This is a genomic window from Streptomyces sp. CoH27 (assembly GCF_020181035.1).
Lineage (GTDB): Bacteria > Actinomycetota > Actinomycetes > Streptomycetales > Streptomycetaceae > Streptomyces > Streptomyces camelliae.
In genome coordinates this window covers 1-26,308 of sequence record NZ_JAIQYY010000032.1, presented here as the reverse complement: position 1 = coordinate 26,308, position 26,308 = coordinate 1, and the positions used below count along the sequence as shown (strand labels likewise).

Here is a 26,308-nt window from a genome sequence, read left to right as displayed (position 1 = left end):
TTACGGTCAGGGTGCGGTCAGCGGCGTGTACGCCCCCGGCGCCCGGTCCCGGTAGAACTGCCAGCGGTCCCGGACCTCGCGGAGCTTCGCCAGATCCAGGTCGCGGACGACGAGTTCGGTCTCCTTGTCGCCGGCGACCTCGCCGACGAACTGGGCCTCGGGGTCCACGAAGTAGGTCGTGCCGTAGAAGTCGTTGTCGCCGAGGTCCTCCACGCCGACCCGGTTGATCGCGCCGACGAAGTACTCGTTGGCGACGGCCGCCGCGGGCTGCTCCAGCTGCCAGAGGTAGCGGGACAGGCCGCGCGAGGTGGCCGAGGGGTTGAAGACGATCTCGGCTCCGGCAAGGCCCAGCGCCCGCCAGCCCTCGGGGAAGTGACGGTCGTAGCAGATGTAGACGCCGATCCTGCCGACGGCCGTGTCGAAGACGGGCCAGCCGCTGTTGCCGGGACGGAAGTAGAACTTCTCCCAGAATCCCTGGACCTGGGGGATGTGGGTCTTGCGGTACTTGCCGAGGTAGGAGCCGTCCGCGTCGATCACGGCGGCGGTGTTGTAGAGGACGCCGGGCTGCTCCTCCTCGTACATCGGCAGGACGAGGACGATGCCCAGTTCCCGGGCGAGCGCCTGGAAGCGCTGCACGGTCGGACCCTCGGGGATCCGTTCGGCGTACTCGTAGAAGGCCTTGTCCTGGACCTGGCAGAAGTAGGGGCCGTAGAACAGCTCCTGGAAGCAGAGGACTTGGGCGCCCTGGGCGGCGGCGTCGCGGGCCGCCTGCTCGTGGACCTGGATCATGGATTCCTTGTCGCCGGTCCAGGCGGTCTGGAACAGGGCGGCGCGGATCACTCGGCTCATCGGGACCTCCGGTAGCTCGGTGTGCGGTGAGCCTAGAAAGCCGGAGCAGGCCGTTGGATTGGCAGCGTGTCACGTCTGCGGGGCGTGGGCGTGCCACCGTGTCACGCGTTCGCTGACCCATGTTTCACCGCCGTTTTCGCAGGTCGTCGCATGTTTCACCGCTGTTGCGCATCGTGCGCGAGGAGCGCGATGTGGACCGAGGCCGCCTGTTCGAAGTCGTCGAGGTCGACGCCGAGGCGGGCCTGTATCGCCTCCAGGCGGCGGTAGAGGGCGGGCCGGGAGACGTGGTGGAGCTGGGCGGTGCGGGACTTGTTGCGGCCGGTCGCGAGATAGGTCCGCAGCACGTTCAGCAACTCGGGTTCGGCGGCGCACAGCAGCCCGTCCAGCTCCCGTTCGGCGAAGGACTGCACCTGCGGGTCGTCGCGCAGCAGCCGGATCAGGCCGCGCAGATGTACGTCCTTGAGGCGTACGACGGCCGGGAGGTCCAGGGCGTGGGGGGAGTCGGCGACGGCGTCGGCGACGTGCCGGGACTCCCGCAGTCCGGCCGGTACGTCGTCCCAGGCGGTACGGGGATCCGCGGCGGCCACCACGGCGTCGGACCCGGTCCGCAGCCGGGCCGCGAAGTGCCCGGTGAGGGCCTCGGCGTCCTGGTCCCGGGCGAGGCTGAGCAGGACGGCACTGGCCCCGTCGGCGAGTTCGGCGACGAGCCCGGACAGCCCCAGCAGCCGGAGCACCCGGTCGAGTTGCCCGGGGCTCCGGCCGAGAACGACGAGCGGCACGAAGGTGCGCCGATTGACCGGCAGTCCGGCGGCGCGGGCCCGGGGCAGCAGCTGCCGGGCCGGTACGACACCGGAGACGAGGTCGGTCAGCAGGCTCTGCGCGGACTGCTCCTCCCAGCTGCGCGCGGAGCCGCCGTCGAGCATGCGGTGCAGCACGAGCGCCTCGGCGGCCCGGTCGGCGAGCAGCCGTCCGGTGGCCGGCTCGCCCCGGAAGCCGCACAGCAGCAGCCGGCCCCAGCGCTCCCCGCGGCCGCCCAGCTCGGCGCTGAACCAGCCCTCGCCGTCGGCGCCGCCGGCCTGCCGGGCGATCCGTTCCCAGTCGCGCAGCACGTCGTCCACGGCGGACCGCTCCCCCGCCGTGGCGAGGACGCGGTGGGCGAGGTTGGTGACGACGACGGGGCAGCCGCTGTGCACGGCGACCTCGTCGAGAAGCCGCCCGAGGGGGACGCCGGCCGTGATGAGGCCGGTGAGCGCGCTGCGGACCGACTCCGAGAGACTGACCGCGGCGAACTTGCGCCGGACCAGCCGGGACTGGACCTCCTCCGTCAGCTCGGCGAAGGGGAAGGGCCGGTGCAGCACCACCATGGGCAGACCGCAGCGGTCCGCCGCGCGGCGCATCGCGTCCGGCGGCGCGGGGAACGCCCGCCCGAGACCGAGGACGACGGCGGCCGCCTCGGCCCGGTACAGGGACTGGATGTACTCGGCCTGTTTGCTCTCGTCACCGGCGAGCAGCACGCCGGTGGTGAGGACCATCTCGCCGCCGCTGAGCATCACGCCGACGTCGGCGGCCTCGGCGACATGCACCCAGCGCACCGGCCGGTCCAGCTGTCCGGCCCCGGCCACCACCTCGGGCTCCCCGGCCAGGACCCGTTCCAGGGACAGCACCTGGCGGACGGAGAGCACGGGTTCCCAGCCGTACCGGGTCTCGGAGGTGGTGGTGGTCATGGCCGTACACCTGTTTCTCTAGTACGCGCTGCGAAGCGCCTGTTCGAGGATGGCCGCGCCCTCCTCCGCCTCCACCACCGTCAGGGACAGCGGGGGTGCGATGCGCAGGGCGCTGGTGTCGTGGCCGCCGCCCTTGCCGATGAGCAGGCCGCCGGCGCGGGCCGCCTCCAGGACGGCCGAGGCCGCCCGCGGATCGGCCTCGTCCGTGCCCGGCCTGGTCAGCTCGATGCCGATCATCAGCCCGCGCCCGCGCACCTCGCGTACGCCGGGCAGCTGGGCGGCGACGGCCCGCAGCCGCTCGATGAGCAGCCCGCCGACCCGGCGGGCGTTGCCCTGGAGGTCGTGCTCCAGCAGGTAGGTGAGGTTGGCGAGGCCGGCGGCCATGGTGATCTGGGTGCCGCCGAACGTGGAGATGCTGTTGGCGTCCAGGCAGTTCATGATCTCGGCGCGGGCGATGACCCCGCCGATGGACATGCCGTTGCCGATGCCCTTGGCGAAGGTGACGAGGTCCGGCGGACCGCTCCGGGCGTGCGCCTGCCAGCCCCAGAAGTGCTCGCCGGTGCGGCCCCAGCCGGTCTGCACCTCGTCGGCGATCCACAGGACGCCGTGCTCGGCCAGGACCTCGCGGAAGGCGGCGTAGAGGCCGTCGGGCGGGGAGGTGAAGCCGCCGACGCCCTGGATGGGTTCGGCGATCAGCGCGGCGGGCGGCCGGATGTGCCCGAGGATGTCCCTGAGGTCGGCCACGCACGCGTCGGTGAACGCGCGGTCGTCCAGCCCGGCGAACGGGCCCCGGCCGCGCACCGCACCGTGCACGTAGTGGGTCTGGAGCGGGGAAAGGGAGGTCGGGGACCAGCCGCGGTTGCCGGTGATGCCGACCGTGCTGAAGGAGCGCCCGTGGTAGCTGTTGCGCATCGCCAGGACGGTGTTGCTGCGCCGGTGGGCGGTGGCGAGGAGCAGGGCGGTGTCGTTGGCCTCGGTGCCGGAGGTGGTGAAGAAGACCCGGGCGTCCGGAATGCCGCTCACCTGGGCGATGCGCTCGGCGAGTTCGACCATCGGCCGGTTCAGATAGAGCGTCGAGGAGTGGATGATCCGCCCGGCCTGCTCGCTGACGGCCTTGGTGACCTCGGGCAGCGCGTGCGCGGTCATCGTGGTCAGGATGCCGCCGAAGAAGTCCAGGTACTTGTTGCCGGCGGAGTCCCAGACGTGGCGTCCCTCGCCGTGGGTGATCTCGATCGGCTCGTCGTAGTACAGGGCCAGCCAGTCGGGCAGGACCTGGCGGTGGCGGGAGTAGAGGTCGTTCACGGCTGGATCAGTCCTTCGTAGGCGTCGGGGCGGCGGTCGCGGTAGAAGGCCCACTGCTGCCGCACTTCGTCGATCAGGCCGAAGTCGAGGTCGCGGACGAGGAGTTCCTCGGACTTGTCGCTCGCGGTCTCGCCCACGAACTGCCCACGCGGATCAACGAAGTAACTGGTCCCGTAGAAGTCGTTGTCGCCGTACTCCTCCCGGCCCACGCGGTTGATGGCGGCGACGAAGTACTCGTTGGCGACGGCCGCCGCGGGCTGCTCCAGCTGCCACAGGTACGCCGAAAGGCCGCGGTGGGTGGCGGAGGGGTTGTAGACCAACTGGGCACCGTTGAGCCCGAGTTGCCGCCAGCCCTCCGGGAAGTGCCGGTCGTAGCAGATGTAGACGCCGATGCGCCCGACGGCGGTGTCGAAGACGGGCCAGCCGACGTTCCCGGGCCTGAAGTAGTACTTCTCCCAGAAGCCCTTGACCTGCGGGATGTGGTGCTTGCGGTACTTGCCGAGGTAGGTGCCGTCGGCGTCGATCACGGCGGCGGTGTTGTAGTAGAAGCCGGACTGCTCGACCTCGAAGACCGGGACGACGATCACCATGCCGGTCTCGCGCGCGAGATCCCGCATACGGCGCACGGTCGGCCCGTCGGGAACGGGCTCGGCCCACCGGTAGTGCTCGGGCTCCTGGACCTGGCAGAAGTAGGGCGCGTTGAAGACTTCCTGGAACCCGATGACCTTGGCACCCTGCCGGGCCGCCTCGCGGGCGTGCTCCTCGTGCTTCGCCACCATGGACTCCGTGTCGCCGGTCCAGGTGGCCTGGACCAGTGCGGCGCGTACGACGTTGGCCATGAGCTGCTCCTTCGACGGGACGCCAGAGCCTCTACGCCCGTAGAGCAGGCGGTAGAGGGATGAAAGTAAGCCTCCTGGAGGCCCTTGCCAAGACCATCGTCGTCAACCCGCGGGGTCGATCACGTTTCACACGCCGATGGGCGAGCGGACGATCCGGCCCGGCGGAGCGAAGCGGGACACACCGGGACGAGCCCTCCGCGCATCGCTCACGTACCGTGTCCGGCGACTCGCAGGGCGTGCACGAGGTCCCAGTACCGCTCCTCGGACACGGCGCGGGCGGCCTCCAGCAGCAGGGGCACGAGCCGGCCGGGATCGGGAAGGACGGCACGGGCGGCCTCCTCCGCCGTCCGCGCCCGCGCACAGGCGTCCAACAACGCCCGGGCCTCCCGCCCTCGCCCCTCGTCCGCCAGGCGCAGCACGGCGGCCCCGACCTGCTCGGCCGGCCGGGCCACCCCCTGCCGCAGCAACTGCCGTCCGTCGGCGCCCCGCCCGGCGCCGGCCAGCGCGTCGGCGACGCCGACCAGCCGCTCAGGAGGCAGCGAGGCGGCCTCCCACAACAACGTCGCCCAGTCCGCCCCGAGCCCGGCGACGCGCAGCGCGTCGGCAAGCAGCGGAAACCGGCCGGCCGGCCACTGCGCGACCTCGGCGAGCAGCACATGCGCCTCCCCGCTGCGCCCCTCGGCACGCAACCGGGCGAGCCGCTCGACGGCACCGACGACGGCCGCGCCGGCTTCACCGTCCACCTCCTCGACGCCGACCGCCTCCGCCTCCACGGCCTGCTGCACTCCCCCGGCGAACCGCGCACCCCGCGGCCTGCCGGTCGCGGCAGCCTGCGGCAGCGCGGCCGACGGCACGGGCACCTGCGGTACGGCGACGGGGGCCGCCGTGTCCTCGGCCATCCCGGCGAAGCGGGCACTGCCACGGCGGCGCTTGCGGGGGGTGGTGGGGGCAGCTGGGGCAGGGGGTGGAGGCGGGGCGGATGCGGCGGCGGGCACGGCGTTCGGGGTGACCGGGGTGACGGACGCAGGGGTCGGAGCGGGCGCTGCGGCAGGCGCGGGGTTCGGAGTGGGCGCGATGTGCGAGGAGGGGGTCGCGGTGGCGTGTATACGGGATGTGCGGGTTGGGTGGGCTTGCGCCGGGTGGGCGGCCGGTGCGGCGGGGCCGGAGGCCGGGGCAGGGCGGAAGTCGGGCGCCGGGAGGGCCTGGCCGGGTCCGGATCCGGCGGGGCCAGAGGCCGCGGCAGCGAAGGAACCAGCAGCCCACAGGACCTGACCAGGCGCGGACCCCGCAGGGCCGGAGGCCGGGGCAGGGAAGGAGCCCGCAGGACCGGAGGCCGGGGCAGGGAAGGAGCCCGCAGGACCGGAGGCCGGGGCAGGGAAGGAGCCGGAGGCTCGGAAGGCCTGGTCAGGTTCGGGCCGGACGGGGGCCGGCGTCTCCGCCCGCCCGGAATCGACAGCCACAGGACGCCCCACACCCTCACCCGACGCCCCCGACACCCCACCCCGGCCACCACCCGAGGCCACCCGGCCCCCACCGCCATCACCTCGCACCGGCATCCCCGCCCGCCCGGAATCCGCGGCCGAGGGGCGCCCCGGACCCGCAGCCCACTGCCCCCGTCCCGCTCCCGCCCGACTGCCCGTCGCACGGCGGTCCAGTTCCCGGAGGCGGCGCTGGAGTTCCGCGCACCGGGCGGACGCGCGGGTGTGGTCGTCGTGGGCCCAGGCGAGGTCGAGGCGCAGGGCATCGGTCTCCGGGCCGGAGGCCGCCGTGGAGAGCAGGCGGGCCAGTTCGGTCTGGCGGTCGGCGGCGTACCGCTGCTCGCGGAGCATGACGTCGAGGCGGTCGGCCAGGACCTCGCGTGCCCCGGGGCGGGCGTCGTACGCCGCAAGGGCCGCCCGGTAGAGAGCTCGGGCCCGTTCCCGCTCGGCGTCGGCCGCGGGCGCACCGTATGCCGCCGCGAGGTCGTCCAGCAGGGCCGCCACCACGTCCCACGGCGGCACCTCGCGCCCCTGAAGGCAGGCCCGCATGCCCTCGGGGTCACGCTGCCAGAAGACGCCGCTCCAGCCTTCCCCCTGGTCCAGGCGCGCCAGCAGACCGCTCAGGTAGCCCGCGAACTCCCGCACCTCACCAGGGAGTTGATCCACCGCCATCGCCCAGCTCCCGCCCGACCGCCAGCACTCCGACCGCCAGGCAACACCAGTCGTGTTACGGCTCTGCTACGCACGGTTTTCCGGCAGTGCGCGGATGGCTCACCGCACGCCCTGTCTCACACGGCGGCCATCGCGCATCGCGTGAGCAGTTCGTCCATCGACAGCCCGAGGACTCCGGCCAGCGCGGCCACCGTGAAGAACGCCGGTGTCGGCGCCCGGCCCGTCTCGATCTTGCGCAGGGTCTCGGCGGAGACGCCCGCCGCGGCGGCCACCTCGGTCATGCTCCGGCCACCGCGCGCCTCGCGCAGCAACTGCCCGAGCCGCTCGCCGCGTTCGCGCTCTTCGGGGGTGAGAGGGGTGCGCACCATGCCCCCATTCTAATACCGGCCACCCCGACGGCCCCCATTTAAATACCGGTATAGTAATTGGCATGGTGGAACTGAAGACAGACACGTCGATCGACGCGATGCACGCGGCGGGCCAGGTCGTCGCGCGGGCCCTGACGGCCGTACGGCAGGCCGCGGACGTCGGCGTCTCACTGCTGGAGCTGGACGAGGTGGCACGGGAGGTGCTGCGCGAGGCCGGGGCGTCCTCGCCGTTCCTCGGCTACCGCCCGTCCTTCGCCCCGACCCCCTTCCCCGCGGTGATCTGCGCCTCCGTGAACGACGCGATCGTCCACGGCATCCCCACCCGCTACCGCCTGCGCGACGGCGACCTGCTCTCCGTCGACTGCGGTGCGGTGCTGGACGGCTGGGCCGGCGACTCGGCGCTCAGCCTCACGGTCGGCCGCCCGCGCCCGGCCGACCGCCGCCTCATCGACACCGCCGAGCGCGCCCTGGCGGCCGGCATCGCGGCGGCCGTCGCCGGCAACCGCATCGGCGACATCGCCCACGCCGTCGGCAAGGTCTGCCGCGGCGCCGGGTACGGCATCCCGCAGGGCTTCGGCGGCCACGGCATCGGCCGCCGGATGCACGAGGATCCCGACGTCCCGAACGAGGGCCGCCCCGGCCGAGCCCTTCCCCTGCGCCCCGGCATGGTCCTGGCCATCGAGCCCATGCTGATCGCGAGCGGCAAGGACACCTACTACGAGGCGGGCGACGGCTGGACCCTGCGCACGAGCGACGGCTCCCGCGCTGCCCACGTGGAGCACACGGTGGCGATCACGGAGGAGGGCCCGAGGATCCTCACGGCCCGGTAGGCACCCCGCACATGCCAGCCAGCAGCATCCGTGACAAGGTGATATGAACCAGCACCAAAGGAACGGAATGCCATGACCAACGGCTACCCTCCCGACCCCTTCGGTGAATTCCTGTCCCGCTTCTTCGGCGGCACCGGCGGCGCCCCCGCGCCCCGCCACATCGACATCGGCCGCCTGCTCAGCCAGCCGGCCCGGGAGCTGGTCAGAGGGGCCGCCCAGTACGCCGCCGAGCACGGCAGCCGGAACCTGGACACCCAGCACCTGCTGCGCGCGGCCGTGGCGGCGGAGCCCACCCGGAGCCTGCTGAGCCGGGCCGGCGCGGACCCGGACTCGCTCGCCACGGAGATCGACGACCGGGCCGGGCCGGTCCAGCACCCGCCGGGCGACGTGCCGCCGCCGACCTCGCTGTCGCTCACCCCGGCCGTCAAGCGCGCCCTGCTGGACGCGCACGACATGGCACGGGCGAGCGGCGCCGGGTACATCGGCCCGGAGCACGTGCTGAGCGCCCTGGCCGCGAACCCGGACTCGGCGGCCGGGCACATCCTGAACGCGGCCCGGTTCTCGGCCGGGAGTCTGCCGCCGGAGGCCCCGGAGAGCGCGCCGGTCCGCGTGGAGCGGCAGCGGTCCACCGGGACGCCCACTCTGGACAAGTACGGCCGTGATCTGACCGACCTGGCCCGGCAGGGGCGGATCGACCCGGTGATCGGCCGGGACACCGAGATCGAGCAGACCATCGAGGTGCTCTCCCGGCGCGGCAAGAACAACCCCGTGCTGATCGGCGACGCCGGTGTCGGCAAGACGGCCGTCGTGGAGGGGCTGGCGCAGCGCATCGCCGACGGGGACGTACCGGACGGGCTGGCCGGGCGCCGGGTCGTCGCGCTGGACCTCACCGGGGTCGTCGCCGGCACCCGTTACCGGGGCGACTTCGAGGAGCGGCTCAACACCATCGTCGAGGAGATCCGCGCCCACTCCGAGCGGCTGGTCGTGTTCATCGACGAGCTGCACACCGTCGTGGGCGCGGGCTCCGGCGGCGAGGGCGGCGCGATGGACGCCGGCAACATCCTCAAGCCCGCGCTCGCCCGGGGCGAGCTGCACATCGTCGGCGCGACCACGCTGGAGGAGTTCCGGAGGATCGAGAAGGACGCGGCGCTGGCCCGCCGGTTCCAGCCGGTCCTGGTGCCCGAGCCGACCGTCCCGGACACCATCGAGATCCTGCGCGGGCTGCGCGACCGCTACGAGGCCCACCACCAGGTCCGCTACACCGACGCGGCGCTGGTCGCCGCCGTACAGCTGTCGGACCGCTACCTCACCGACCGGCGGCTGCCGGACAAGGCCATCGACCTGATCGACCAGGCGGGCGCCCGGGTGCGGCTCGGTGCCGGGACCAAGGGACAGGACGTGCGCGCGATGGAGCGCGAGGCCGAGCAGCTGGTGCGGGACAAGGACCAGGCGGTCGCGGACGAGGACTACGACGAGGCGAAGGAGCTGCGCGACCGGATCGGCGAGCTGAAGCGGCGCATCGAGGAGGCGAGCGGCGGCGGCAAGGCCGACGAGGGGCTGGACCTGGAGGTGACGGCGGAGGCCATCGCCGAGGTGGTGTCCCGGCAGACTGGCATCCCGGTCAGCCGGCTCACCCAGGAGGAGAAGGAACGGCTGCTCGATCTGGAGCAGCATCTGCACCAGCGGGTGGTCGGCCAGGAGGAGGCCGTCGCCGTGGTCTCGGAGGCCGTGCTGCGCTCCCGCGCGGGCCTCGCGAGCCCGCGCCGGCCGATCGGCAGCTTCCTGTTCCTCGGGCCGACCGGCGTCGGCAAGACCGAGCTGGCACGGGCACTCGCCGAGGCGCTGTTCAGCAGCGAGGACCGCATGGTCCGCCTGGACATGAGCGAGTACCAGGAACGGCACACCGTCTCCCGGCTGGTCGGCGCCCCGCCGGGGTACGTCGGCCACGAGGAGGCCGGCCAGCTCACCGAGGTGGTGCGCCGGTACCCGTACTCGCTGCTCCTCCTCGACGAGGTGGAGAAGGCGCATCCGGACGTCTTCAACATCCTGCTCCAGGTCCTGGACGACGGCCGGCTGACCGACTCCCAGGGCCGGACGGTGGACTTCACCAACACCGTCATCGTGATGACCAGCAACCTCGGCTCCGAGGCGATCACCCGGCGCGGTACCGGGATCGGGTTCGGGCCGGGCGGGGCGGAGGCGGACGAGGAGGCGCGGCGCGAGCAGATCCTGCGGCCGCTGCGCGAGCACTTCCGGCCGGAGTTCCTCAACCGCATCGACGAGATCGTGATCTTCCGGCAGCTGACCGGCGAGCAACTCCGGCAGATCACCGGCCTGTTGCTGGAGGGCACCCGGCGGCTGCTGGACGGGCAGGGCGTCACGGTCCACTTCACGGACGCGGCCGTCGACTGGCTCGCCGAGCGCGGCTACCAGCCCGAGTACGGCGCCCGCCCGCTGCGCCGCACCATCCAGCGGGAGGTGGACAACCAGCTGTCCCGGCTGCTGCTCGACGGCACGATCACCGAGGGCGGCCATGTGACGGTGGACGTGACGGAGGGCCGGCTGGACTTCCGCACGGACCGCTCCCGGCGACCGGCGCCGGAGCTGTAGGCCGGCCGGGCCCGCAAGCGAAAGTCCTGCGGCGCCGGCCCCCGCACGGGTGCCGGCGCCGCGGGCATGACGACGTTTCGTCCGCTACGGTGCGGCGGGGTCGACCACCATCGCCGAGCCGCCTCCGCGTCGTACCTTCTCGGCGGCGGCGAGCCACTCGCCGCCCGGCAGGCGTTGCACGCCGGTCGCCGCGCCGATCTCGGGGCTGAGGGAGAAGGAGTGCCCGATGGACTCCAGCTGCTTCCTCACGTCACCGTTGTAGAGGGTGGGTTCGAGTTCGGTCTTCGCCGCGTTGCGCTGGCTGGCGCGGGGTGCGGCGATGGCGTCGACCAGCGGGAGGCGCCGGTCGAGGAACTCGGTCAGGGTCTGCAGCACCGTGGTGATGATGGTCGCCCCGCCCGGTGAACCGAGTGCCACCACCGGCCTGTCGGCCTTGTCCAGGACGATCGTCGGGGAGATCGACGAGCGCGGCCGCTTGCCCGGGCCCGGCAGATTCGGGTCGTGCACCGCCGGGTTGGCCGGGGCGAAGGAGAAGTCGGTCAGCTCGTTGTTGAGCAGGAAGCCCCGGCCGGGCACGGTGATGCCGCTGCCGCCGGTCTGCTCGATGGTGAGCGTGTAGGCGACGACGTCGCCCCACTTGTCGGCCACGGTCAGATGGGTGGTGTTCTCACCCTCGTACGTCGTCGGGGCCGCCGTACCGCCCTGGCCGCAGGGCGCCGGGTGGCGCGGGTCACCGGGCGCGAGCGGGCTGGTGAGGACAGCGTCGTCCTTGATCAGGCAGGCCCGCGAGTCGGCGTACCGCTGCGACAGCAGCTCCTTGGTCGGTACGTCCTCGAAGGCGGGGTCGCCGACCCAGCGCCCCCGGTCGGCGAAGGCGATCCGGCCGGCCTCGATGAAGTGGTGCAGATACTGCACCTCGCTCGCCTTCGAAAGGTCGGTCTTCTCCAGGATGTTGAGCGCCTCGCCGACCGTGGTGCCGCCCGAGGAGGAGGGCGCGATGGAGTACACGTTCAGGCCGCGGTACGACGTCCTGGTGGGCGCCTGGAGCTTGGCCCGGTAGACGGCGAGGTCCTTCTCCTCCAGCTTGCCCGGGCGGGCGTGCCAGCCGGAGGCGGGGTCCACGGGCGGGTGTTCGGCCGTCCTGACGATGTCGTCGCCGATGTCCCCGCGGTAGACGGCACCGATGCCCTTGCGCCCCAGTTCCTCGTAGGTGCGGGCGAGTTCGGGGTTCTTGAACGTCGAACCCACCACGGGGAGCTGCCCGTTCGGCAGGAACAGCTTCGCGGTGTCCGGGAAGTAGCGGAACCGCGTCTCGTTGGACGCGGTCTGCGAGCGGAAGGTGTCGTCCACGGTGAAGCCGTCGCGGGCGATCCGCTCGGCCGGCTTCAGGACCGTACCGAGCCTCCTGGTGCCCCACTCGTCCAGCGCCGTCTGCCAGGTGGCGGGCGTGCCCGGGGTGCCGACGCTCAGCCCGCTGCTGACGGCGTCGGCGAAGGCGAGCGGCTTGCCGTTCTCCAGGAACAGGTCGGAGTCGGCGCTGAGGGGCGCCGTCTCGCGGCCGTCGATGGTGTGCACGGTGCGGGTCCGGGCGTCGTAGTAGACGAAGTAGCCGCCTCCGCCGATGCCGGCGGAGTAGGGCTCGGTGACGCCGAGCGCGGCGGCGGTGGCGACGGCCGCGTCGACCGCGTTGCCGCCGCGCCTGAGGACCTCGATGCCGGCCGCGGTCGCGTCCGCGTCGACACTCGCGACGGCGCCGCCGTAACCGACGGCCACGGGAACCTTGGTGGGTGTGCTGCTCGTCGCGGCGGGCGGCGCCGCGGCCCCCACTGACACCATGGCGGCCGAGACCGCCAGCACCGCCAGTTTCCGTCTGCCAGGGCGACCCATCCGTACCTCCCGTCGGGACCGGTCAGCGCAGCGTAACGAGATTGCCGGAGCCTCGACAGGGGGCCTCGGCGGGCTGCCACACGAACGTCACACGTCGAACACCGGTACGCTCCCGGACGCCTGGGGCCGCTACCATGCCCGGCCATGAACGACGACCTGCGCAACATCGTCCTCGGTCTGGTGGCGACCGGCATCTCGGCCTGCCTCGGCTGGATCGCCCGGACCTCGCTGTGGCGCCGCAAGCTGCGGCGCAAGCAGGCGTTCTTCGGGCTGCCGGACCACTCCGAGTCGCTGCTCGTGGTGAACCGCAACGCGGGCGGGCCGGACCTGTCGGTGATGCGGTACGACGTGTTCGCCCTGCTGGAACTCGCCGCACTGATCAAGGGCTGCCACGCGCACGCCCAGGTCGTGGCGCACGACGCCACCCAGCAGGGCTTCGGCGAGCGGACAGAGTTCTGCGTCGGCGGGCCCTACTCGAACCGCCGGATGGCGGCCCACCTCTCCTCGCTGCTGCCGGGCGTGCGGATGAACGTGGAGACCGACGCCGGCCCGGAGACGGGCGCCTTCCGGATCGGCGGGGAGCACTACCGCATGGACGGCGGCCGGAGCGAGTACGTGCTGCTCGCCCGGATCGGCGCGGACGGGCACGGCTCCGGCCGCCCGGTGTTCCTCTTCTGCGGCCAGCGGGCCATCACCAACCAGGCCGCGACCCGCTATCTCGCCCGCCACCACGAACGCCTGCACCGCAAGTACGGCACCGGCTCCTTCGTCCTGCTGCTGAAGGTGCTCAACTCCCAGGCGTACGGCCCCGACGTGGTCGAACTGGTCGCGGACGTCACCCGGGCGGCACGCGCCCCGCTGCCCGAGACGGCGCCGGCCACTGGCGCGTGAGGCTTCAACAATCTTTACCGGCACGTAACTTACCGACGGGTTACTTGCGGTAAGCGGCCACGGTTACCGTCGGGTCACTTTGCACTGACACGAGTGAAGGAGTGACCCATGATTCAGGGGGGCGGCGCGAAGCGCCATCGCAAAGGCCGGTGGCGTGCGACGGGCGGGCAGGGTCGGCACGGCCGCACCGCTCTGCGCACCGCCGCCGCCACGGCCGTCTCGGCGGCGCTGATCTCCGGCGGTGTCGTCGGCCTGGCCCCGGCCGCCCAGGCCGCCGCCCCCGCCGTGCGCTTCGTGGACATCGCCGGTGACGGCGGCACCGTGCTGAAGGCGAACGTCGTCACACCCGCGAACGCGAACGGCGCACACCGCTACCCGCTGGTCGTGCTGCCCACGAGCTGGGCGCTGCCCCAGGTGGAGTACCTCGCCCAGGCGCAGAAGCTCGCCGACGCCGGCTATGTGGTGCTCAGCTACAACGTGCGCGGGTTCTGGCAGTCCGGCGGGCAGATAGAAGTGGCCGGTCCGCCGGACGTGGCGGACGCCTCCAAGCTGATCGACTGGGCCCTCGCGCACACCCCGGCCGACCCGGGGCACATCGGCATGGCGGGGGTGTCGTACGGCGCCGGGATCAGTCTGCTCGCCGCCGCCCACGACCGGCGGATCAAGGCGGTGGCCGCGCTCAGCGGCTGGGCGGACCTGGTCGACTCGATCTACTCGGGCCGCACCCAGCACGTCCAGGCGCTGGCCGTGCTGGACGGCGCGGCCACCCTCACCGGCCGCGAGAGCCCCGAGCTGCGCGAGATGTTCGACAACCTGTACTCCTCGAACCTGTCGAAGGAGCGGGAGATGATCGCGTGGGGCCGCAAGCGCTCCCCCGCGGCCTATGTCGACCAGCTGAACCGGAACGGCGCCGCCGTGCTGCTCGCCAATGCCTGGGGCGACACCGTCTTCAACCCGAACGAGTACGCCGACTTCTACCAGAAGCTGAAGGTGCCCAAGCGGCTGGAGCTGCGCCCCGGCGACCACGCGACCGCCGAGCTGACCGGCCTGTTCGGGCTGCCCAACGACGTGTGGACGGACACCGAGCGCTGGCTCGACCACTACCTCAAGGGCGCCGACAACGGCATCGACCGTGAGCAGCCGGTCCAGGTGAAGTCCCGTAGCGCGGGGGGATACGAGGGCTACCCGGACTGGAAGTCGGTCGGCGCGACCCGGGAGAAGATCGCGCTCGCGGGCTCGACGACGATCCACGCGAATGTCGACTCGGGCGCGGACGGCGGGATCGTCTTCCTCTCCAGCATCCTGGACCAGGTCGCCCAACTGCCCCCGATGGCCTCGATACCGCTGCTGCCGCGCCGCTGGGCGGCCGTGTGGCAGTCACCGAGGTACGGCAGCGCGCAACAGGTGCGCGGCACGGCGGCCCTGCACACCACGCTGACCCCGACGGCGGAGAGCGGCACCCTTGTCGCCTACCTGTACGACGTGGGGCCGCTCGGCCTCGGCAAGCTGGTCACGCACGCGCCGTACACCTGGCACGGGCGGACGCCCGGCACGCCGTTCGACGTGGACCTGGATCTGTTCTCCACGGCCTACGACGTACCCGCCGGGCACCGCCTCGCGCTGGTGGTCGACACGGTCGACCCGCTGTACATCGAGCACAACCCGTCCGGCGCGCAGCTGACCTTCTCCTCGCCCTCGGACGACCCGTCGTACGTGTCCGTCCCGGTGCGCGAGCAGTGATCTCCGGCTGCCGCCGGACGAGCCTGGCCCGTGTGAACTGCCGCCCCTCCTAGGGTTTCGGGGCCAAGGGGGGCTCCCTGCCCGGCAGCAGCGCCCCAGGACCAGGTGTGGCGACCGCCACCGCCTCGGTCTTGGGGCTGCGCTGCTCACGGCGGGACACCCGGACGGCGCACCACGAGAGCAGCATGCACATCCCGATGTAGATCGGCGAGATCACCATCACCACAGGGATGAACGGCAAATCGTAGTCGAGGTTGGAGGCGATCAGTTTCCCGGCATGGAGGAACTCCTCGTAGGTGATGAGATAGCCGAGGGAGGTGTCCTTCAGAGCGACCACCAGCTGGCTGATGATGGCCGGCAGCATGGCGCGTACGGCCTGCGGGACGAGGACGTGCGCCATGACCTGGGTCTTGCGCATGCCGAGCGCGAACGCGGCCTCCCGCTGGCCGCGTTCGACCGCGCCCACACCCGCCCGGAAGACCTCGGCGAGCACCGAGCCGTTGTAGAGGGCGAGTCCGGCGACCAGCGCGGGCAGCGGCTGCACCTTGAGTGCCACGAAGATGAAGAAGATCATCACCAGCACCGGCATCGCGCGGAAGAACTCCACGACCACCGCGGCCGGCAGACGCACCGCCCTGTGGTCCGACAGCCGTCCGGCCGCGAGCACCCCGCCGAGGACGAGGGAGAGCGCGGCCGCGATCGCGAAGGCCTTCAGGGTGTTGCCGAGGCCGCGCAGCAGCAGTTCCTGGATCCCCTTGTACGCGAAGGGCATCCACTTCGTGCGGGTGAACTGGCCGGTGTCGAACAGCAGATACAGGATCCAGGCGACGAGGCCGAGGAGCGCGGCGGTGGACAGCGCGCCGTAGACGCGGTGCCGCCGCCGGGTGCGCGGGCCCGGGACGTCGTAGAGGGCGGTGGTGGCGGTCATCGGGCGACTCCCCAGGTGCGCTCCAGCGCGTGGAACAGCGCGCTGATGGCGAGCGTGATGATCAGGTAGCCGAGGGCGATCCACACGAAGGTCCAGACGATGTCGTAGCCCAGCTCGTTCAGCGTCTTGTACGTGCCGAGCAGTTCGGTGACGCTGAACGCGCCGGCGATCGCGGAGTTCTTCGCGAGTGCGATGAGCGTGGAGCCGACCGGCGGGATCACCGACCTGAACGCCTGCGGCAGCACAACCAGGTTCAGGGTCTGGCCGAAGGTCATGCCGAGGCTGCGGGCGGCCTCGCCCTGTCCCCTGGGCACGGTGTTGATGCCCGAGCGCAGCGCCTCGCAGATGAACGCCGAGGTGTAGCAGCCGAGGGCGAGGACGGCGAACAGCTGGAAGGGCAGCACGAGGCCGAACCGGGGCAGTCCGAGCACCACCGCGAAGAACAGCAGGGTGAGCGGGGTGTTGCGCAGCACGGTGACCCACACGGTGCCGAAGACCCGCAAGGAGGCGACCGGGGCGACCCGGAAGGAGGCCATCACGAAGCCCAGCACCAGAGCCAGCAGCCCGGCGTAGACGGTGAGTTCGACGGTGCCGAGGAATCCCTGGGCGTAGGTGGAGAAGTTGTCGGTCAGTACGTTCATGCCGTCCTCGCGGCGCGAGCCGGATAGCGGTCGATGGCGGGCGGGCGGGGCGCGGGCACACCGGACAGACCGAGCGTGGCCTCGTACGCCTTCTTCCAGTCGCCGTCCTTCTCCCGGGCCGCCAGGGCGTCGTCGAGGGCGAACCGCAGGGCGCTGTCGCCGCGCGGGACGCCGATGCCGTACGGCTCCCGCGAGAACGGCTTGCCGACGACCTTCAGTTCGTCGGGGACCTTGGCGGCGTAGCCGATGAGGATGGCGTCGTCGGTGGTGACCGCGTCGACCTGGTAGGTGAGCAGGTTGTCGACGCAGGCCGAGTAGGTGTCGTAGGCGACGAGGACCGCCCTCGGATAATCGGCCTGGATGCGCTGGTACGGCGTGGAGCCGGCGGCCGAGCAGACCCGTCTGCCGTCGAGGTCCTGGGGGCCGTGGATGCCCTTCTCGTCCGTGCGGACCAGCAGGGACTGGCCGGCCATGTAGTAGGGCCCCGCAAAGCCGACCAGCTTCTTGCGGCCCGCGTTGATCGTGTAGGTGCCGACGTAGTAGTCGATCTGGCCGTTCTGCAGGGCGGTCTCGCGGTTGGCGGAGGCGACGGTCCTGAAGCGCACCGACTCCGGCGGGAGGCCGAGGGAGGCGGACATCATCCTGGCGATCTCGATGTCGAAGCCGGCGTAGGTGCCGCTCGCCGGGTCCTTCTCACCGAGGTAGGGCTGGTCCTCCTTGGCTCCGACGACGAAGTAGCCGCGCCGTTTCGCCCGGGTCCAGGTGCCGGAGGCGGGCAGGGCGAAGTCCCGCGCCACCTGGTAGTGCGGGAGCCGGTCGGCCGCCGGGCCCTTGCTCGGCGGGCTGCCCTCCTTGCCGCAGGCGGCGGCGAGCAGCGCGAGCGCACCGCACAGCGCGGCGCCGAGAGCTCGGGGCACACGGGTGCTGCGGATCATGGTGTGCGCTCCCCCGGTCAGTGCTTGAGGATCTTGGAGAGGAAGTCCTTGGCGCGCTCGCTGCGCGGGTTGGTGAAGAACTCCTCGGGGGTGCGGTCCTCGACGATCCGGCCGTCGGCCATGAACACGACCCGGTTGGCGGAGGCGCGGGCGAAGCCCATCTCGTGGGTGACGACGACCATGGTCATGCCGTCGCGGGCGAGCTGCCGCATGACCTCCAGCACCTCGTTGATCATCTCCGGGTCGAGGGCGGATGTGGGCTCGTCGAAGAGCAGCGCCTTGGGTTCCATGGCGAGGGCGCGGGCGATGGCCACGCGCTGCTGCTGGCCGCCGGAGAGCTGCGCCGGGTACTTGTCCGCCTGGGCGAGCAGACCGACGCGGTCGAGGAGGGCACGGGAGCGGCGGTCGGCGTCGTCCTTCCCGCGCCTGCGGACCTTGACCTGCGCGAGGGAGACGTTCTGCAGGACCGTCTTGTGCGCGAAGAGGTTGAAGGACTGGAAGACCATGCCGACCTCGGCACGGAGGCGGGCCAGGGCCCTGCCCTCCTCGGGCAGCGGCCGCCCGTCGAGCGTGATGGTGCCGGACTGGACGGTCTCCAGCCGGTTGATCGTCCTGCACAGCGTCGACTTCCCCGACCCCGACGGGCCGATGACCACGACCACCTCCCCCTTGCCGACGGTGAGATCGATGTCCCTGAGGACATGCAGCTCCCCGTAGTACTTGTTGACGCCCTGCAGTTCGATCAGCGGATCGACGGCCATACGCAGCCCCACCCACTCTCAGCTGTGTCGTGGTTGCCGCAACCTATCCAGACACCGGTGGAGTCGACGGACGACACGCACTTTTCGGGCATTAGCCGTATTTACGGGGGTGGGTTCAGGGTTTACGGGGGTGGGTTCAGGGCTCGGCGATCTCCGCGTACAGCTGGGACAGCTCCGGAACACCGCTCGCCGCCCAGCTCTGCCCGGCGTCCGTGACCTCGAACTCCCGCCCGGAGGCGAGGAGTACGACGGGCTCGCCGTCGGAGCGGATCCGCCAGGCGGCACCCGGCACGGTACGCACCACGACCGTGCCCAGATAGAGCCCGGCGTCATGGCCGAGCCAGGGCAGGGTCTCGGCGTCGTCGCGCCAGCGCGGGACAAGCTGGTCCAATGCCTCCAGGGAGGCCGGGGTGTCGTCGAGCCGGACGCCCTCCTCGGCCGCCTGCGCGCGCAGCAGCTCGCACTCGGACAGCAGCGCGGCGGCCGCCTCGGGGTCGGCCGCGAGGTCGGCGCCGCCGTGCTTCTTGTGCCCGTGGCCCAGGAACGGAAGATTCATGGACCCAGCGTGGCATCACACGTCGAGGTCGACCACCACGGGCGCGTGATCGGAGGCACCCTTGCCCTTGCGCTCCTCGCGGTCCACGTAGGCGTCCTTGACGGCCTTCGCGAACGGCGCGTTGCCGTACACCAGGTCGATGCGCATGCCTCGGTTCTTCGGGAAGCAGAGCTGGCGGTAGTCCCAGTACGTGTACGGGTGGTCGTACTTCAGGGGGCGGGGGACGACGTCGTTCAGGCCCGCCTCGCGCAGCGCGGCGAGGGCGGCGCGCTCGGCGGGGGTGACGTGGGTGGAGCCCTCGAAGACGGCCGGGTCATAGACGTCGTCGTCCGTCGGCGCCACGTTGTAGTCCCCCAGCACGGCGAACGGGCGGCTGCCGCCCGCGTCGCCGGCGACGGCGGCCTTCAGCGCCTCGAACCACTGGAGCTTGTAGGCGTAGTGCGGGTGCTCCACCTCGCGGCCGTTGGGGACGTACACCGACCAGACGCGGACCGGGCCGCAGGTCGCCGAGATGGCGCGCGGCTCGGTCACGCCGTCGTAGCCGGGGTCGCCGGGCAGGCCCTTGACCACGTCCTCAAGACCCACCCTGGAGAGCACCGCCACGCCGTTCCACCGGCCGGTGGCGTGGACCGCCGTCTCGTAGCCCAGCTCGCGCAGTTCCCCGACCGGGAACTGCTCCTCGGCGACCTTGGCCTCCTGCAGGCACAGCACGTCGGTGCCGCTGCTCTCCAGCCAGGCCAGCAGCCTCGGGAGGCGGGCGGTGATCGAGTTCACGTTCCAGGTGGCGATGCGCATGCCTCACAACCTACCCGGAGGGTGTGACAAACCGGCCCCCGCTCACACCTCGGCGGAGGCTCCCGGGGTCAGCCGCTGGTGGTCGGTGCCGCCCAGGGCGCCGATCTGGCGGTCGTAGATCGGTCGGGCGAGGTCGGTGAGCAGGGCGTCGTGGACGTCGTAGGCGCGCTGCGGGCGCACCTCGCGGACGTAGTCGATGACCTCGGAGATCTTGTTCCAGGGCGCCATGACCGGGAGCAGCAGCGTGTCGACGGGGTGGTCGGGGACGGTGAGGGCGTCGCCGGGGTGGAAGACCCGGCCGCCGTCGACGAGGTAGCCGACGTTGGTGATGCGCGGGATGTCCGGGTGGATGACGGCGTGCAGTTCGCCGTGGACCTGGACGTCGAAGCCGGCCGCGGTGAAGGTGTCGCCGTGGCCGACGGTGTGCACGCGCCCCGGGAAGGCGGCCGCGATCTGGTCGGCGACGGACTTCAGCGTCCAGACCGCGGCCCCCGGGTTCGCCTCCAGGGCGGCCCGCAGCCGGCCCTCGTCGAAGTGGTCCGGGTGCTCGTGCGTGACCAGGATCGCGTCCGCGCCGACGGCCGCGTCCTGCTCGCTGAAGCCGCCGGGGTCGATGACGAGGGTCCGCCCGTCCTTCTCCAGGCGGACGCAGGCGTGGGACTTCTTCGTGAGCTTCATGCTGCCCCATCTTGCCGAAGTCCCACCGGCCCCGCCGACCCCGGCGGCACCGGAGACACCGAAAGGCACACCGGCATCAAGGGCGACATCTGGCTCGCCATTGAGCTCACCGGGCTCATGCAGCGCACCTGGCCCAGCCGCACCCCGGCTCACCCGGCTGCCACCCCGCTCACCCGATGTTCACTCGGCGGGCGTGGTCTCCTCCTGGATGACCTCCTGGGCCACCCGGAAAGCGCTGTTCGCCGCCGGCACCCCGCAGTACACGGCCGCCTGTAGCAGCACCTCCTTGATCTCGTCCGGGGTGAGACCGTTGCGCAGCGCCGCCCGGGTGTGGAAGGCCAGCTCCCGCAGATGGCCGCCGGCGACCAGCGCGGTCAGCGTGATGCAGCTGCGGGTACGGCGGTCCAGACCCGGCCGGTCCCAGATCTCGCCCCAGGCGTAGCGGGTGAGGAAGTCCTGGAAGTCCCCGGAGAAGTCGTCGGCCGCGGCCAGCGCCCGGTCCACGTGCGCGTCGCCGAGCACCTCACGGCGGATCTTCAGCCCGGTCTCGTACCGGTCGGCCGGTGCGGGAGCGTCGGCCGGCACGGCGGCCGGGGCGATCTCGGCGACCGGCACGGGCTGCGGCGCGGCCGGGACCGGGACCGGCACGGCGGCCAGGCTCGGCAGGGCGGTCTGGCCGGTGTCGTAGGGCTGCTGCCAGGCGGTCGCGAAGTGATGGGTCAGCAGGTCGGTGACGGCGGCCGGCTGCTCGACCGGCACCAGGTGGGAGGCGCCGGGGACGACCGCGAGCCGGGCGTCCCGTATGCCGGCCACCAGGGTGCGGGCCTCGGCGGGGCCGGTGACCTGGTCGTCGGAGCCGACCAGCACGAGCGTCGGTACGCCGACCCGGCCCAGCTCGGCGCGTACGTCGAAGGCGGCGAGGGCCTCGCAGGCGGCGATGTAACAGCCGGGGTCGGTGGTGCGCACCATCTGCACCGCCCACTCGGTGATCGCGGGCTGGGCGGCGGCGAAGGAGCCGGTGAACCAGCGCTCCGGGGAGGTCCGGGCGATCGGGTCGAGCCCGTTGGTCCGCACGATCACCCCGCGCTGGCGGAACTCGTCGGCGGTCCCGAACCGGGGCGAGGCCGCGACCAGCGCCAGCGAGGCGAGCCGCTCCGGGTGCCGCAGCGCCAGCTCGATCCCGATCGCCCCGCCCAGCGCGCAGCCCGCGTACCCGAACCGCTGCACACCGGCCGCGTCCAGCGTGGCCAGCAGCCGGTCGGCCAGCTCGGCGACGGAACCGGCCGGGTGAGCGGGGGCGCCGCCGTGTCCGGGCAGATCGAAGCGGAAGACCCGCCACTGCCTGCTCAGCTCCGGCACCTGCCGGTCCCACATGTGCCATGTGGTACCCAGTGAGGGACCCAAGATCAGGACCGGAGCGTCTTCTGGCCCGTCAAAGCGGTATTGCAGGGTGTTCGGTGGTGTCTCACTCACGCCCCAGACCCTCTCACGTCTCACGGACGCCCCTATAACGGGGGAACGCCGGGTACCGTTCTGACCAGGTTGAAGACCTCGCGGGCGGCATATCGCTTGAGGCATCGGATGATCTCGCGTCGGGTCTTGCCCTCCCGGGTGCGGCGTTCGTAGTACGCCTGGGTGCGCGGGTCGTGGCGCAGGCGGGTGAAGACGATGCGGTGCAGGGCGGCGTTGGCCTGGCGGTCGCCGCCGTAGTTGAGCCGGCGCGTACTCCGCTGGCCCGACGAATACTCGACTGGGCTGACTCCGCAAAGGGCAGCAAAGGATGCTTCGGTGTTCAGCCGCTCGGGGTTGTCTCCCATGGTGATCAGCAGGGTGACGGCGCTGTCCGGGCCGATGCCCACCGGTACGAGCAGCTGCGGGGCGTGGTGTTCGACGAGCTGGGTCAGGCGTTGGTTCAGCTCATCGATCTGCCCGGTGAGCTGTTCGATGCGCTCGGCGAGCATTCTCAGGGTCATGTGGGTGGCCTGGGCTACCGGGTTCTCGCCGTCCTCACCGTCGCCTGGCCCGAGGCGTGCGCAGGTGCGGAACAGCTCGCGGTTGCCCAGGCTGGACAGTCGTTCCCGCAGGGCGGGATCGGCGATGACCAGGACGGCTTTGAGCTGGTTGATCGCCTGGGTACGGGCCTTGACCGCGGAGTCCTTGGCGAGCTTGAAGATCCGGGCGCTGTGCACCGGACCGTCGCCGGACTTGGCCCGGGCCCGGGTGCGGCCACTGAGCACGGCTCGCGCGGCGGCCTGTGCGTCGAGCGGATCCGACTTCCCCGGCAGCCGGCGGGCCGAGCGGTCGGGGCGGTTCACTTCGTATACCTCGACCTGCTGCGCCAGCAGGTAGCGGGACAGACCCGCGCCGAAGGTGCCGGTGCCCTCCACACCGGCCCGGCGCACCGTCCCCCGCTTGCGGGCCCACACGAGCAGCCGCCGGTAGCCGGCCACCGTCGCCGGAAAGGACTCGGTGCCCAGGATCTTCCCCAGCGGGGACACCACGGCGGCGACGTGCACCTCACCGTGCGTGTCCACGCCCAGTACGACCTCCCTCCGCACGGGAGGATCCGTACTGGAGGAGGCGCTGCGCTGTCTGGTCGTCATGGTGGTCCGCCTCCCGCGTGGTGACGTACTGGGTGAGTGGCACCGGCCCGCTAGGGCGGTCTGAACCGTGATGGCGCCTGGAACTCGGCAAGGCCCCTATAGGGACACGCCCCGTGGCTCGGTGACTGCAGAAACCATCCCGCAACGACAGTCGACACGTCCGTGACTGGACACTTCGGTCAAATATCTCAAGAGTCAGACCCCGTCCGGAACGGCATCGCGCAACCGTCCCATCGACCCCGGCACGACGGTGTGACTCGATCACTGCCGGATGGCTTCGAACGAACCGGCGCTCAACCTGCCTGGGACCGGCCGACAATGAGTCGACTCTTCGTCCACTCGCGACCGGCATTGACGGACAGCCATGTGGCCCGCCTTACCAGCTGTCCTTCGTCGACCATGGCACGAACGGCCCGAGGAACGCCGAGAGGGCTGGCCCCGCACGGCACGGCGAATGATGCTTCGCTCCGCAGGCGTTCCAGGTTGTCCCCCATCGTGATCGGCAAAGCCACAACCGTGTCCGGACCGACGCCCACCACGGTGAGCAGCTGCGGTGCGTGGCGTACCACGCGCAGGGCCAGACGGTCCATCGTGGATCGGCTCGTGAGCTGTCCGATTCGCTGAGTCAGCAGAAACAGTGTGATGCGGGTGGCCCGCAGAACCGCGTCTTCACCGCCTCCGCCGTTCTTGCCGTCGTCGGCGAGCCCTGCGCAGACACGAAAGCCTGCGGGTGTGGCCCCGCCACGGGACAGCACCCACCAAGTCTCCCCACACCGACGGCATGTCGACCCGGGACCGCAGGCTTTGCTCAGTCCCACCTCCCGAGTAGTTCCGGCGGCGTCTGCCGGAGTCGCCTGAACGAGTTGTACGGCCTGACCCAGGTGATCGCGGTACTGCCGTTGCACACGGCCTGGTCGGGGATGACGGCGTACGACGTGGGCAAGCCGCGCCCGCGCATGGGCCCGTGCCGCACCTTCCTGCATCCCCGCTCGCCTCCCGCGCCCGGACGACCGCATGACAGACATGCCGGAGCTGCCTACGCGGCTGCAACGGAGTGAGATGGCCACAGGGCGTGATCAGTGGGCGCGCGCGATGGGCTGTTCGGACCAGATGGTCTTGTGGTTCTGGCCGTGGCGGCAGCCCCAGCGCGCGGCGAGTTGGGCAACGAAGAACAGGCCGCGTCCACCCTCGTCGGTGGTGCGAGCACGGCGCAGACGGGGTTGGGCGGTGTTGGAGTCGGTGACCTCGCAGACCAGAACGTGGTGCCGGATCAGTCGCAGCTCCGCCAGCGGACGACCGTAGCGGATGGCATTGGTGGCCAGTTCACTGACGATGAGCTCGGTGGGGAAGAGGAGTTCGTCCAACTCCCATGCGGTGGGCTGGCGGGTCGCCCATTCCCGGGCGGAGGGGACCAGGAACAAGCCAACGATCTTGGTCGTTTCACGGTTCAGCGTCGGCATACGGCTGCCGTGTAGAGGCTGGATGTGGAACCACCCCGCCGGGCGGTCTCACCCGATGTGACGGGGTGGCTCCCGTGTGTCGCAGCCCTGGGATCGCCCGACTGCGGGCACGCCTCAGGCGCCAGTACTTATGGCGCAGCGTCTCAGGCTGACTGGCTCAATGGCCGGCGTGCCTGCCGTCAGGACCGGCAGCGAGGCGGCTTTCCAGGCCCGTGATCAGCGTGTCCATCACGAGGCGGAACATGTGGTCCTGGTCAGGGCCTTCGGGGGCCGCACTCGTAGAGCCAGAGTGTGCGTCCGTGGCCCCGTCTTCGTCGGCTTCAGGGCCGTGGGGCTTGAGGGTCGACCACTGGTGGAGTGCGCCGTTGAGTTCTGCGGTGAGGACGCCGATGACGACGGCGACCATCAGCGCGGCGATCTCCGAGACCTCTGACTGCGGCACACCGGCAGCGGCCACGATGGCGGTGAGGGTGGCCCAGAACGGGTCGTCGGGCTGGATGAAGTCCGGCTGGTGGCTGAACGAGTACGCCAGCAGCTTGGGGTGACGGTGCGCCAGGGTCCGGAAGTCCGTGGCGAGCAGGCGGATCCGCTCCTGCCAGGGAGCGTCCTCCAGTGTCACGGTGCGGAACTGCGCTCCGACCATTCTCGTCACGCCGCGCAGCACGGCTTCCTTGTTCGGCACGTGGTGGTACAGCGACATCGGGTTCGCGTCGAGCTCGGTGGCGAGTTTGCGCATGGTGAGCGCCTCGACGCCGTCCTCGTCGATGAGCCGCAGGGCGGCGGCATAGATCCCGGCCTCCGTCAGAGGCACGTCTCTCTTCCTCGTTCCCCGCGGGGGACGTCTCTCCTTCTTTTCCATACCTCGTACGGTACCAGTTCCGTACACGGTACGGAAGTGAGCTTCACCGCAGCCCCACCTGGACTCCCGGGGTTGCACTCCACTTTCCGTACCGCGTATGGTTCCAATTCCATACGGCGTATGCTTCCGTACGGCGCCACGACATCGACCTGCGCAGCGCGCCCTTGCCCATCCCCCTTCACTCCCCTCCGCGCAGAGGAGCAAGACATGACCACGCACTCCGCGAACGACCTTCGCCCCATCCGGTCCCCGCGGGGGATCCCCCTGCTCGGCAACACGCCGCAGATCCCCGACACCAATCCGGTGGAGTACTTCGGTGAGCTGTCCAAGCAGTTCCCCGAGGGCCTCTACGGCATGGACATCGCCGGAGCGATGAACACCCGGCCCGGCTCCCCCGAGGACGGGGCGAGCCCGCCGGCACCGGCCGTCGGCCTGCCGCCCCCGGCCGAACGGGGCGCCACCGTCATCCCGGACAGGGTGGTCGCCCGTATCGCCGCCCGGGCCGCGCGCACGGCCCAGTCCCAGCGCGCCGCCCTACCGCCCGACCGGGACGGGCAAACGGCACCCCACGCCTCCGCGGCCGTCCATACCGGATCGGTGCGCCTGCACCTGACCATGGACCTGCCCTACCCCACCGACATCCCCCAGGTCTGCGAGCGGATCCAGCGCGACGTCGCCGAACGGGTGGCTCAGCTGACCGGCCTGAAGGTGGGAGAGGTCACCCTCACCGTCCGGCGGCTGGTGACCGCCGCCGACGTGAGTGTGAGCCGGGGGCGGGTCCGGTGAGCGGCAACGCGACCCGGATCGCCGGGCCCGTCGTTCAGAAAGGGTGCCCCTATGGTTTTCGTCAAGCCGCGGAGGCGAGCGGGGGTTCGTAGAAGGTGCCGTCTCGCAGCATGGCG

24 protein-coding genes are annotated in these 26,308 nt (G+C 71.5%); 5 read left to right on the top strand and 19 right to left on the bottom strand.

What is annotated here, in order from left to right:
- Nucleotides 1-6 precede the first annotated feature (6 nt).
- The 6 genes from LE548_RS37865 to LE548_RS37840 all read right to left on the bottom strand — a co-directional run bounded on the left by LE548_RS37865 (nt 7) and on the right by LE548_RS37840 (nt 7,232).
- On the bottom strand, nt 7-849 hold the full coding sequence (locus LE548_RS37865) for a nitrilase-related carbon-nitrogen hydrolase (protein ID WP_225101587.1): 843 nt from the start codon (nt 847-849) through the stop codon (nt 7-9).
- Between the two features lie 155 nt (nt 850-1,004).
- Nucleotides 1,005-2,573: a PucR family transcriptional regulator gene (locus LE548_RS37860; protein WP_225101586.1), complete on the bottom strand. Its 1,569-nt coding sequence runs from the start codon at nt 2,571-2,573 to the stop codon at nt 1,005-1,007.
- Between the two features lie 18 nt (nt 2,574-2,591).
- A complete protein-coding gene (locus LE548_RS37855; protein WP_225101585.1) occupies nt 2,592-3,875 on the bottom strand; it encodes an aspartate aminotransferase family protein in 1,284 nt (427 codons plus the stop codon).
- Complete coding sequence (locus LE548_RS37850) at nt 3,872-4,714, bottom strand: nitrilase-related carbon-nitrogen hydrolase (RefSeq protein WP_225101584.1); 843 nt, start codon at nt 4,712-4,714, stop codon at nt 3,872-3,874. Before LE548_RS37850 ends, LE548_RS37855 begins: the two co-directional genes overlap by 4 nt.
- 206 nt (nt 4,715-4,920) lie before the next feature.
- Nucleotides 4,921-6,864, bottom strand: a complete 1,944-nt coding sequence (locus LE548_RS37845) for a hypothetical protein (RefSeq protein WP_225101583.1) — start codon at nt 6,862-6,864, stop codon at nt 4,921-4,923.
- Nucleotides 6,865-6,980: 116 nt separating this feature from the next.
- Nucleotides 6,981-7,232 carry a helix-turn-helix domain-containing protein gene (locus LE548_RS37840; protein ID WP_225101582.1) on the bottom strand — a complete coding sequence of 84 codons (252 nt, stop codon included), beginning with the start codon at nt 7,230-7,232 and terminating at the stop codon, nt 6,981-6,983.
- Nucleotides 7,233-7,294: 62 nt separating this feature from the next.
- On the opposite strand from LE548_RS37840, the gene map reads away from it, so the two are divergent.
- A complete protein-coding gene (gene map / locus LE548_RS37835; RefSeq protein WP_225101581.1) occupies nt 7,295-8,062 on the top strand; it encodes a type I methionyl aminopeptidase in 768 nt (255 codons plus the stop codon).
- Between the two features lie 72 nt (nt 8,063-8,134).
- Nucleotides 8,135-10,672 carry an ATP-dependent Clp protease ATP-binding subunit gene (locus LE548_RS37830; RefSeq protein ID WP_225101580.1) on the top strand — a complete coding sequence of 846 codons (2,538 nt, stop codon included), beginning with the start codon at nt 8,135-8,137 and terminating at the stop codon, nt 10,670-10,672.
- 84 nt (nt 10,673-10,756) lie between these two features.
- Here LE548_RS37830 and ggt read toward each other — a convergent pair whose 3' ends face one another.
- Nucleotides 10,757-12,559, bottom strand: coding sequence for a gamma-glutamyltransferase (gene ggt / locus LE548_RS37825; RefSeq protein ID WP_225101579.1), 1,803 nt, complete (start codon nt 12,557-12,559; stop codon nt 10,757-10,759).
- Nucleotides 12,560-12,703: 144 nt separating this feature from the next.
- On the opposite strand from ggt, the gene LE548_RS37820 reads away from it, so the two are divergent.
- Both LE548_RS37820 and LE548_RS37815 read left to right on the top strand, forming a co-directional pair.
- On the top strand, nt 12,704-13,450 hold the full coding sequence (locus LE548_RS37820) for a hypothetical protein (protein WP_225101578.1): 747 nt from the start codon (nt 12,704-12,706) through the stop codon (nt 13,448-13,450).
- Between the two features lie 108 nt (nt 13,451-13,558).
- Nucleotides 13,559-15,190 (top strand): CocE/NonD family hydrolase, encoded by a 1,632-nt coding sequence (locus LE548_RS37815; RefSeq protein ID WP_225101577.1) that lies wholly within the window; start codon nt 13,559-13,561, stop codon nt 15,188-15,190.
- 49 nt (nt 15,191-15,239) lie between these two features.
- On the opposite strand, the gene LE548_RS37810 is transcribed toward LE548_RS37815, so the two are convergent.
- The 12 genes from LE548_RS37810 to LE548_RS37755 all read right to left on the bottom strand — a co-directional run bounded on the left by LE548_RS37810 (nt 15,240) and on the right by LE548_RS37755 (nt 25,358).
- On the bottom strand, nt 15,240-16,118 hold the full coding sequence (locus tag LE548_RS37810; protein ID WP_225101576.1) for an amino acid ABC transporter permease: 879 nt from the start codon (nt 16,116-16,118) through the stop codon (nt 15,240-15,242).
- Nucleotides 16,115-16,759 (bottom strand): amino acid ABC transporter permease, encoded by a 645-nt coding sequence (locus tag LE548_RS37805; RefSeq protein ID WP_225101575.1) that lies wholly within the window; start codon nt 16,757-16,759, stop codon nt 16,115-16,117. Before LE548_RS37805 ends, LE548_RS37810 begins: the two co-directional genes overlap by 4 nt.
- On the bottom strand, nt 16,756-17,694 hold the full coding sequence (locus tag LE548_RS37800) for a glutamate ABC transporter substrate-binding protein (RefSeq protein ID WP_225101574.1): 939 nt from the start codon (nt 17,692-17,694) through the stop codon (nt 16,756-16,758). Before LE548_RS37800 ends, LE548_RS37805 begins: the two co-directional genes overlap by 4 nt.
- 17 nt (nt 17,695-17,711) lie before the next feature.
- Nucleotides 17,712-18,455: an amino acid ABC transporter ATP-binding protein gene (locus LE548_RS37795; RefSeq protein ID WP_225101573.1), complete on the bottom strand. Its 744-nt coding sequence runs from the start codon at nt 18,453-18,455 to the stop codon at nt 17,712-17,714.
- 136 nt (nt 18,456-18,591) lie between these two features.
- The gene (locus LE548_RS37790) at nt 18,592-19,011 is read right to left on the bottom strand and encodes a DUF6278 family protein (RefSeq protein WP_225101572.1); all 420 of its coding nucleotides are present in this window, start codon (nt 19,009-19,011) and stop codon (nt 18,592-18,594) included.
- Nucleotides 19,012-19,026: 15 nt separating this feature from the next.
- On the bottom strand, nt 19,027-19,806 hold the full coding sequence (locus tag LE548_RS37785) for an exodeoxyribonuclease III (protein WP_225101571.1): 780 nt from the start codon (nt 19,804-19,806) through the stop codon (nt 19,027-19,029).
- 42 nt (nt 19,807-19,848) lie between these two features.
- Nucleotides 19,849-20,484 carry an MBL fold metallo-hydrolase gene (locus tag LE548_RS37780; protein WP_225101570.1) on the bottom strand — a complete coding sequence of 212 codons (636 nt, stop codon included), beginning with the start codon at nt 20,482-20,484 and terminating at the stop codon, nt 19,849-19,851.
- Nucleotides 20,485-20,664: 180 nt separating this feature from the next.
- A complete protein-coding gene (pcaC, locus tag LE548_RS37775; protein WP_225101569.1) occupies nt 20,665-21,957 on the bottom strand; it encodes a 4-carboxymuconolactone decarboxylase in 1,293 nt (430 codons plus the stop codon).
- 32 nt (nt 21,958-21,989) lie between these two features.
- The gene (locus LE548_RS37770) at nt 21,990-23,087 is read right to left on the bottom strand and encodes an IS110 family transposase (protein WP_225101568.1); all 1,098 of its coding nucleotides are present in this window, start codon (nt 23,085-23,087) and stop codon (nt 21,990-21,992) included.
- A gap of 293 nt (nt 23,088-23,380) precedes the next feature.
- Entirely contained in the window at nt 23,381-23,842 is a 462-nt protein-coding gene (locus LE548_RS37765) for a hypothetical protein (protein WP_225101567.1), read from the bottom strand.
- A gap of 321 nt (nt 23,843-24,163) precedes the next feature.
- Nucleotides 24,164-24,547, bottom strand: coding sequence for an ATP-binding protein (locus LE548_RS37760; RefSeq protein ID WP_308030984.1), 384 nt, complete (start codon nt 24,545-24,547; stop codon nt 24,164-24,166).
- Between the two features lie 157 nt (nt 24,548-24,704).
- Nucleotides 24,705-25,358 (bottom strand): TetR/AcrR family transcriptional regulator, encoded by a 654-nt coding sequence (locus LE548_RS37755; protein ID WP_225101566.1) that lies wholly within the window; start codon nt 25,356-25,358, stop codon nt 24,705-24,707.
- A 255-nt stretch (nt 25,359-25,613) separates the two neighbouring features.
- Between LE548_RS37755 and LE548_RS37750 the strand changes: the two genes are divergently transcribed.
- Nucleotides 25,614-26,192 carry an Asp23/Gls24 family envelope stress response protein gene (locus LE548_RS37750; RefSeq protein ID WP_225101565.1) on the top strand — a complete coding sequence of 193 codons (579 nt, stop codon included), beginning with the start codon at nt 25,614-25,616 and terminating at the stop codon, nt 26,190-26,192.
- Nucleotides 26,193-26,308 lie beyond the last annotated feature (116 nt).

Bases quoted from the DNA above. Each gene is read 5' to 3' on its own strand.
- LE548_RS37865 (WP_225101587.1), bottom strand. From the start codon at position 849: ATGAGCCGAGTGATCCGCGCCGCCCTGTTCCAGACCGCCTGGACCGGC.
- LE548_RS37860 (WP_225101586.1), bottom strand. From the start codon at position 2,573: ATGACCACCACCACCTCCGAGACCCGGTACGGCTGGGAACCCGTGCTC.
- LE548_RS37850 (WP_225101584.1), bottom strand. From the start codon at position 4,714: ATGGCCAACGTCGTACGCGCCGCACTGGTCCAGGCCACCTGGACCGGC.
- LE548_RS37845 (WP_225101583.1), bottom strand. From the start codon at position 6,864: ATGGCGGTGGATCAACTCCCTGGTGAGGTGCGGGAGTTCGCGGGCTAC.
- LE548_RS37840 (WP_225101582.1), bottom strand. From the start codon at position 7,232: ATGGTGCGCACCCCTCTCACCCCCGAAGAGCGCGAACGCGGCGAGCGG.
- map (WP_225101581.1), top strand. From the start codon at position 7,295: ATGGTGGAACTGAAGACAGACACGTCGATCGACGCGATGCACGCGGCG.
- LE548_RS37830 (WP_225101580.1), top strand. From the start codon at position 8,135: ATGACCAACGGCTACCCTCCCGACCCCTTCGGTGAATTCCTGTCCCGC.
- ggt (WP_225101579.1), bottom strand. From the start codon at position 12,559: ATGGGTCGCCCTGGCAGACGGAAACTGGCGGTGCTGGCGGTCTCGGCC.
- LE548_RS37820 (WP_225101578.1), top strand. From the start codon at position 12,704: ATGAACGACGACCTGCGCAACATCGTCCTCGGTCTGGTGGCGACCGGC.
- LE548_RS37815 (WP_225101577.1), top strand. From the start codon at position 13,559: ATGATTCAGGGGGGCGGCGCGAAGCGCCATCGCAAAGGCCGGTGGCGT.
- LE548_RS37810 (WP_225101576.1), bottom strand. From the start codon at position 16,118: ATGACCGCCACCACCGCCCTCTACGACGTCCCGGGCCCGCGCACCCGG.
- LE548_RS37805 (WP_225101575.1), bottom strand. From the start codon at position 16,759: ATGAACGTACTGACCGACAACTTCTCCACCTACGCCCAGGGATTCCTC.
- LE548_RS37800 (WP_225101574.1), bottom strand. From the start codon at position 17,694: ATGATCCGCAGCACCCGTGTGCCCCGAGCTCTCGGCGCCGCGCTGTGC.
- LE548_RS37795 (WP_225101573.1), bottom strand. From the start codon at position 18,455: ATGGCCGTCGATCCGCTGATCGAACTGCAGGGCGTCAACAAGTACTAC.
- LE548_RS37790 (WP_225101572.1), bottom strand. From the start codon at position 19,011: ATGAATCTTCCGTTCCTGGGCCACGGGCACAAGAAGCACGGCGGCGCC.
- LE548_RS37785 (WP_225101571.1), bottom strand. From the start codon at position 19,806: ATGCGCATCGCCACCTGGAACGTGAACTCGATCACCGCCCGCCTCCCG.
- LE548_RS37780 (WP_225101570.1), bottom strand. From the start codon at position 20,484: ATGAAGCTCACGAAGAAGTCCCACGCCTGCGTCCGCCTGGAGAAGGAC.
- LE548_RS37770 (WP_225101568.1), bottom strand. From the start codon at position 23,087: ATGACGACCAGACAGCGCAGCGCCTCCTCCAGTACGGATCCTCCCGTG.
- LE548_RS37760 (WP_308030984.1), bottom strand. From the start codon at position 24,547: ATGCCGACGCTGAACCGTGAAACGACCAAGATCGTTGGCTTGTTCCTG.
- LE548_RS37750 (WP_225101565.1), top strand. From the start codon at position 25,614: ATGACCACGCACTCCGCGAACGACCTTCGCCCCATCCGGTCCCCGCGG.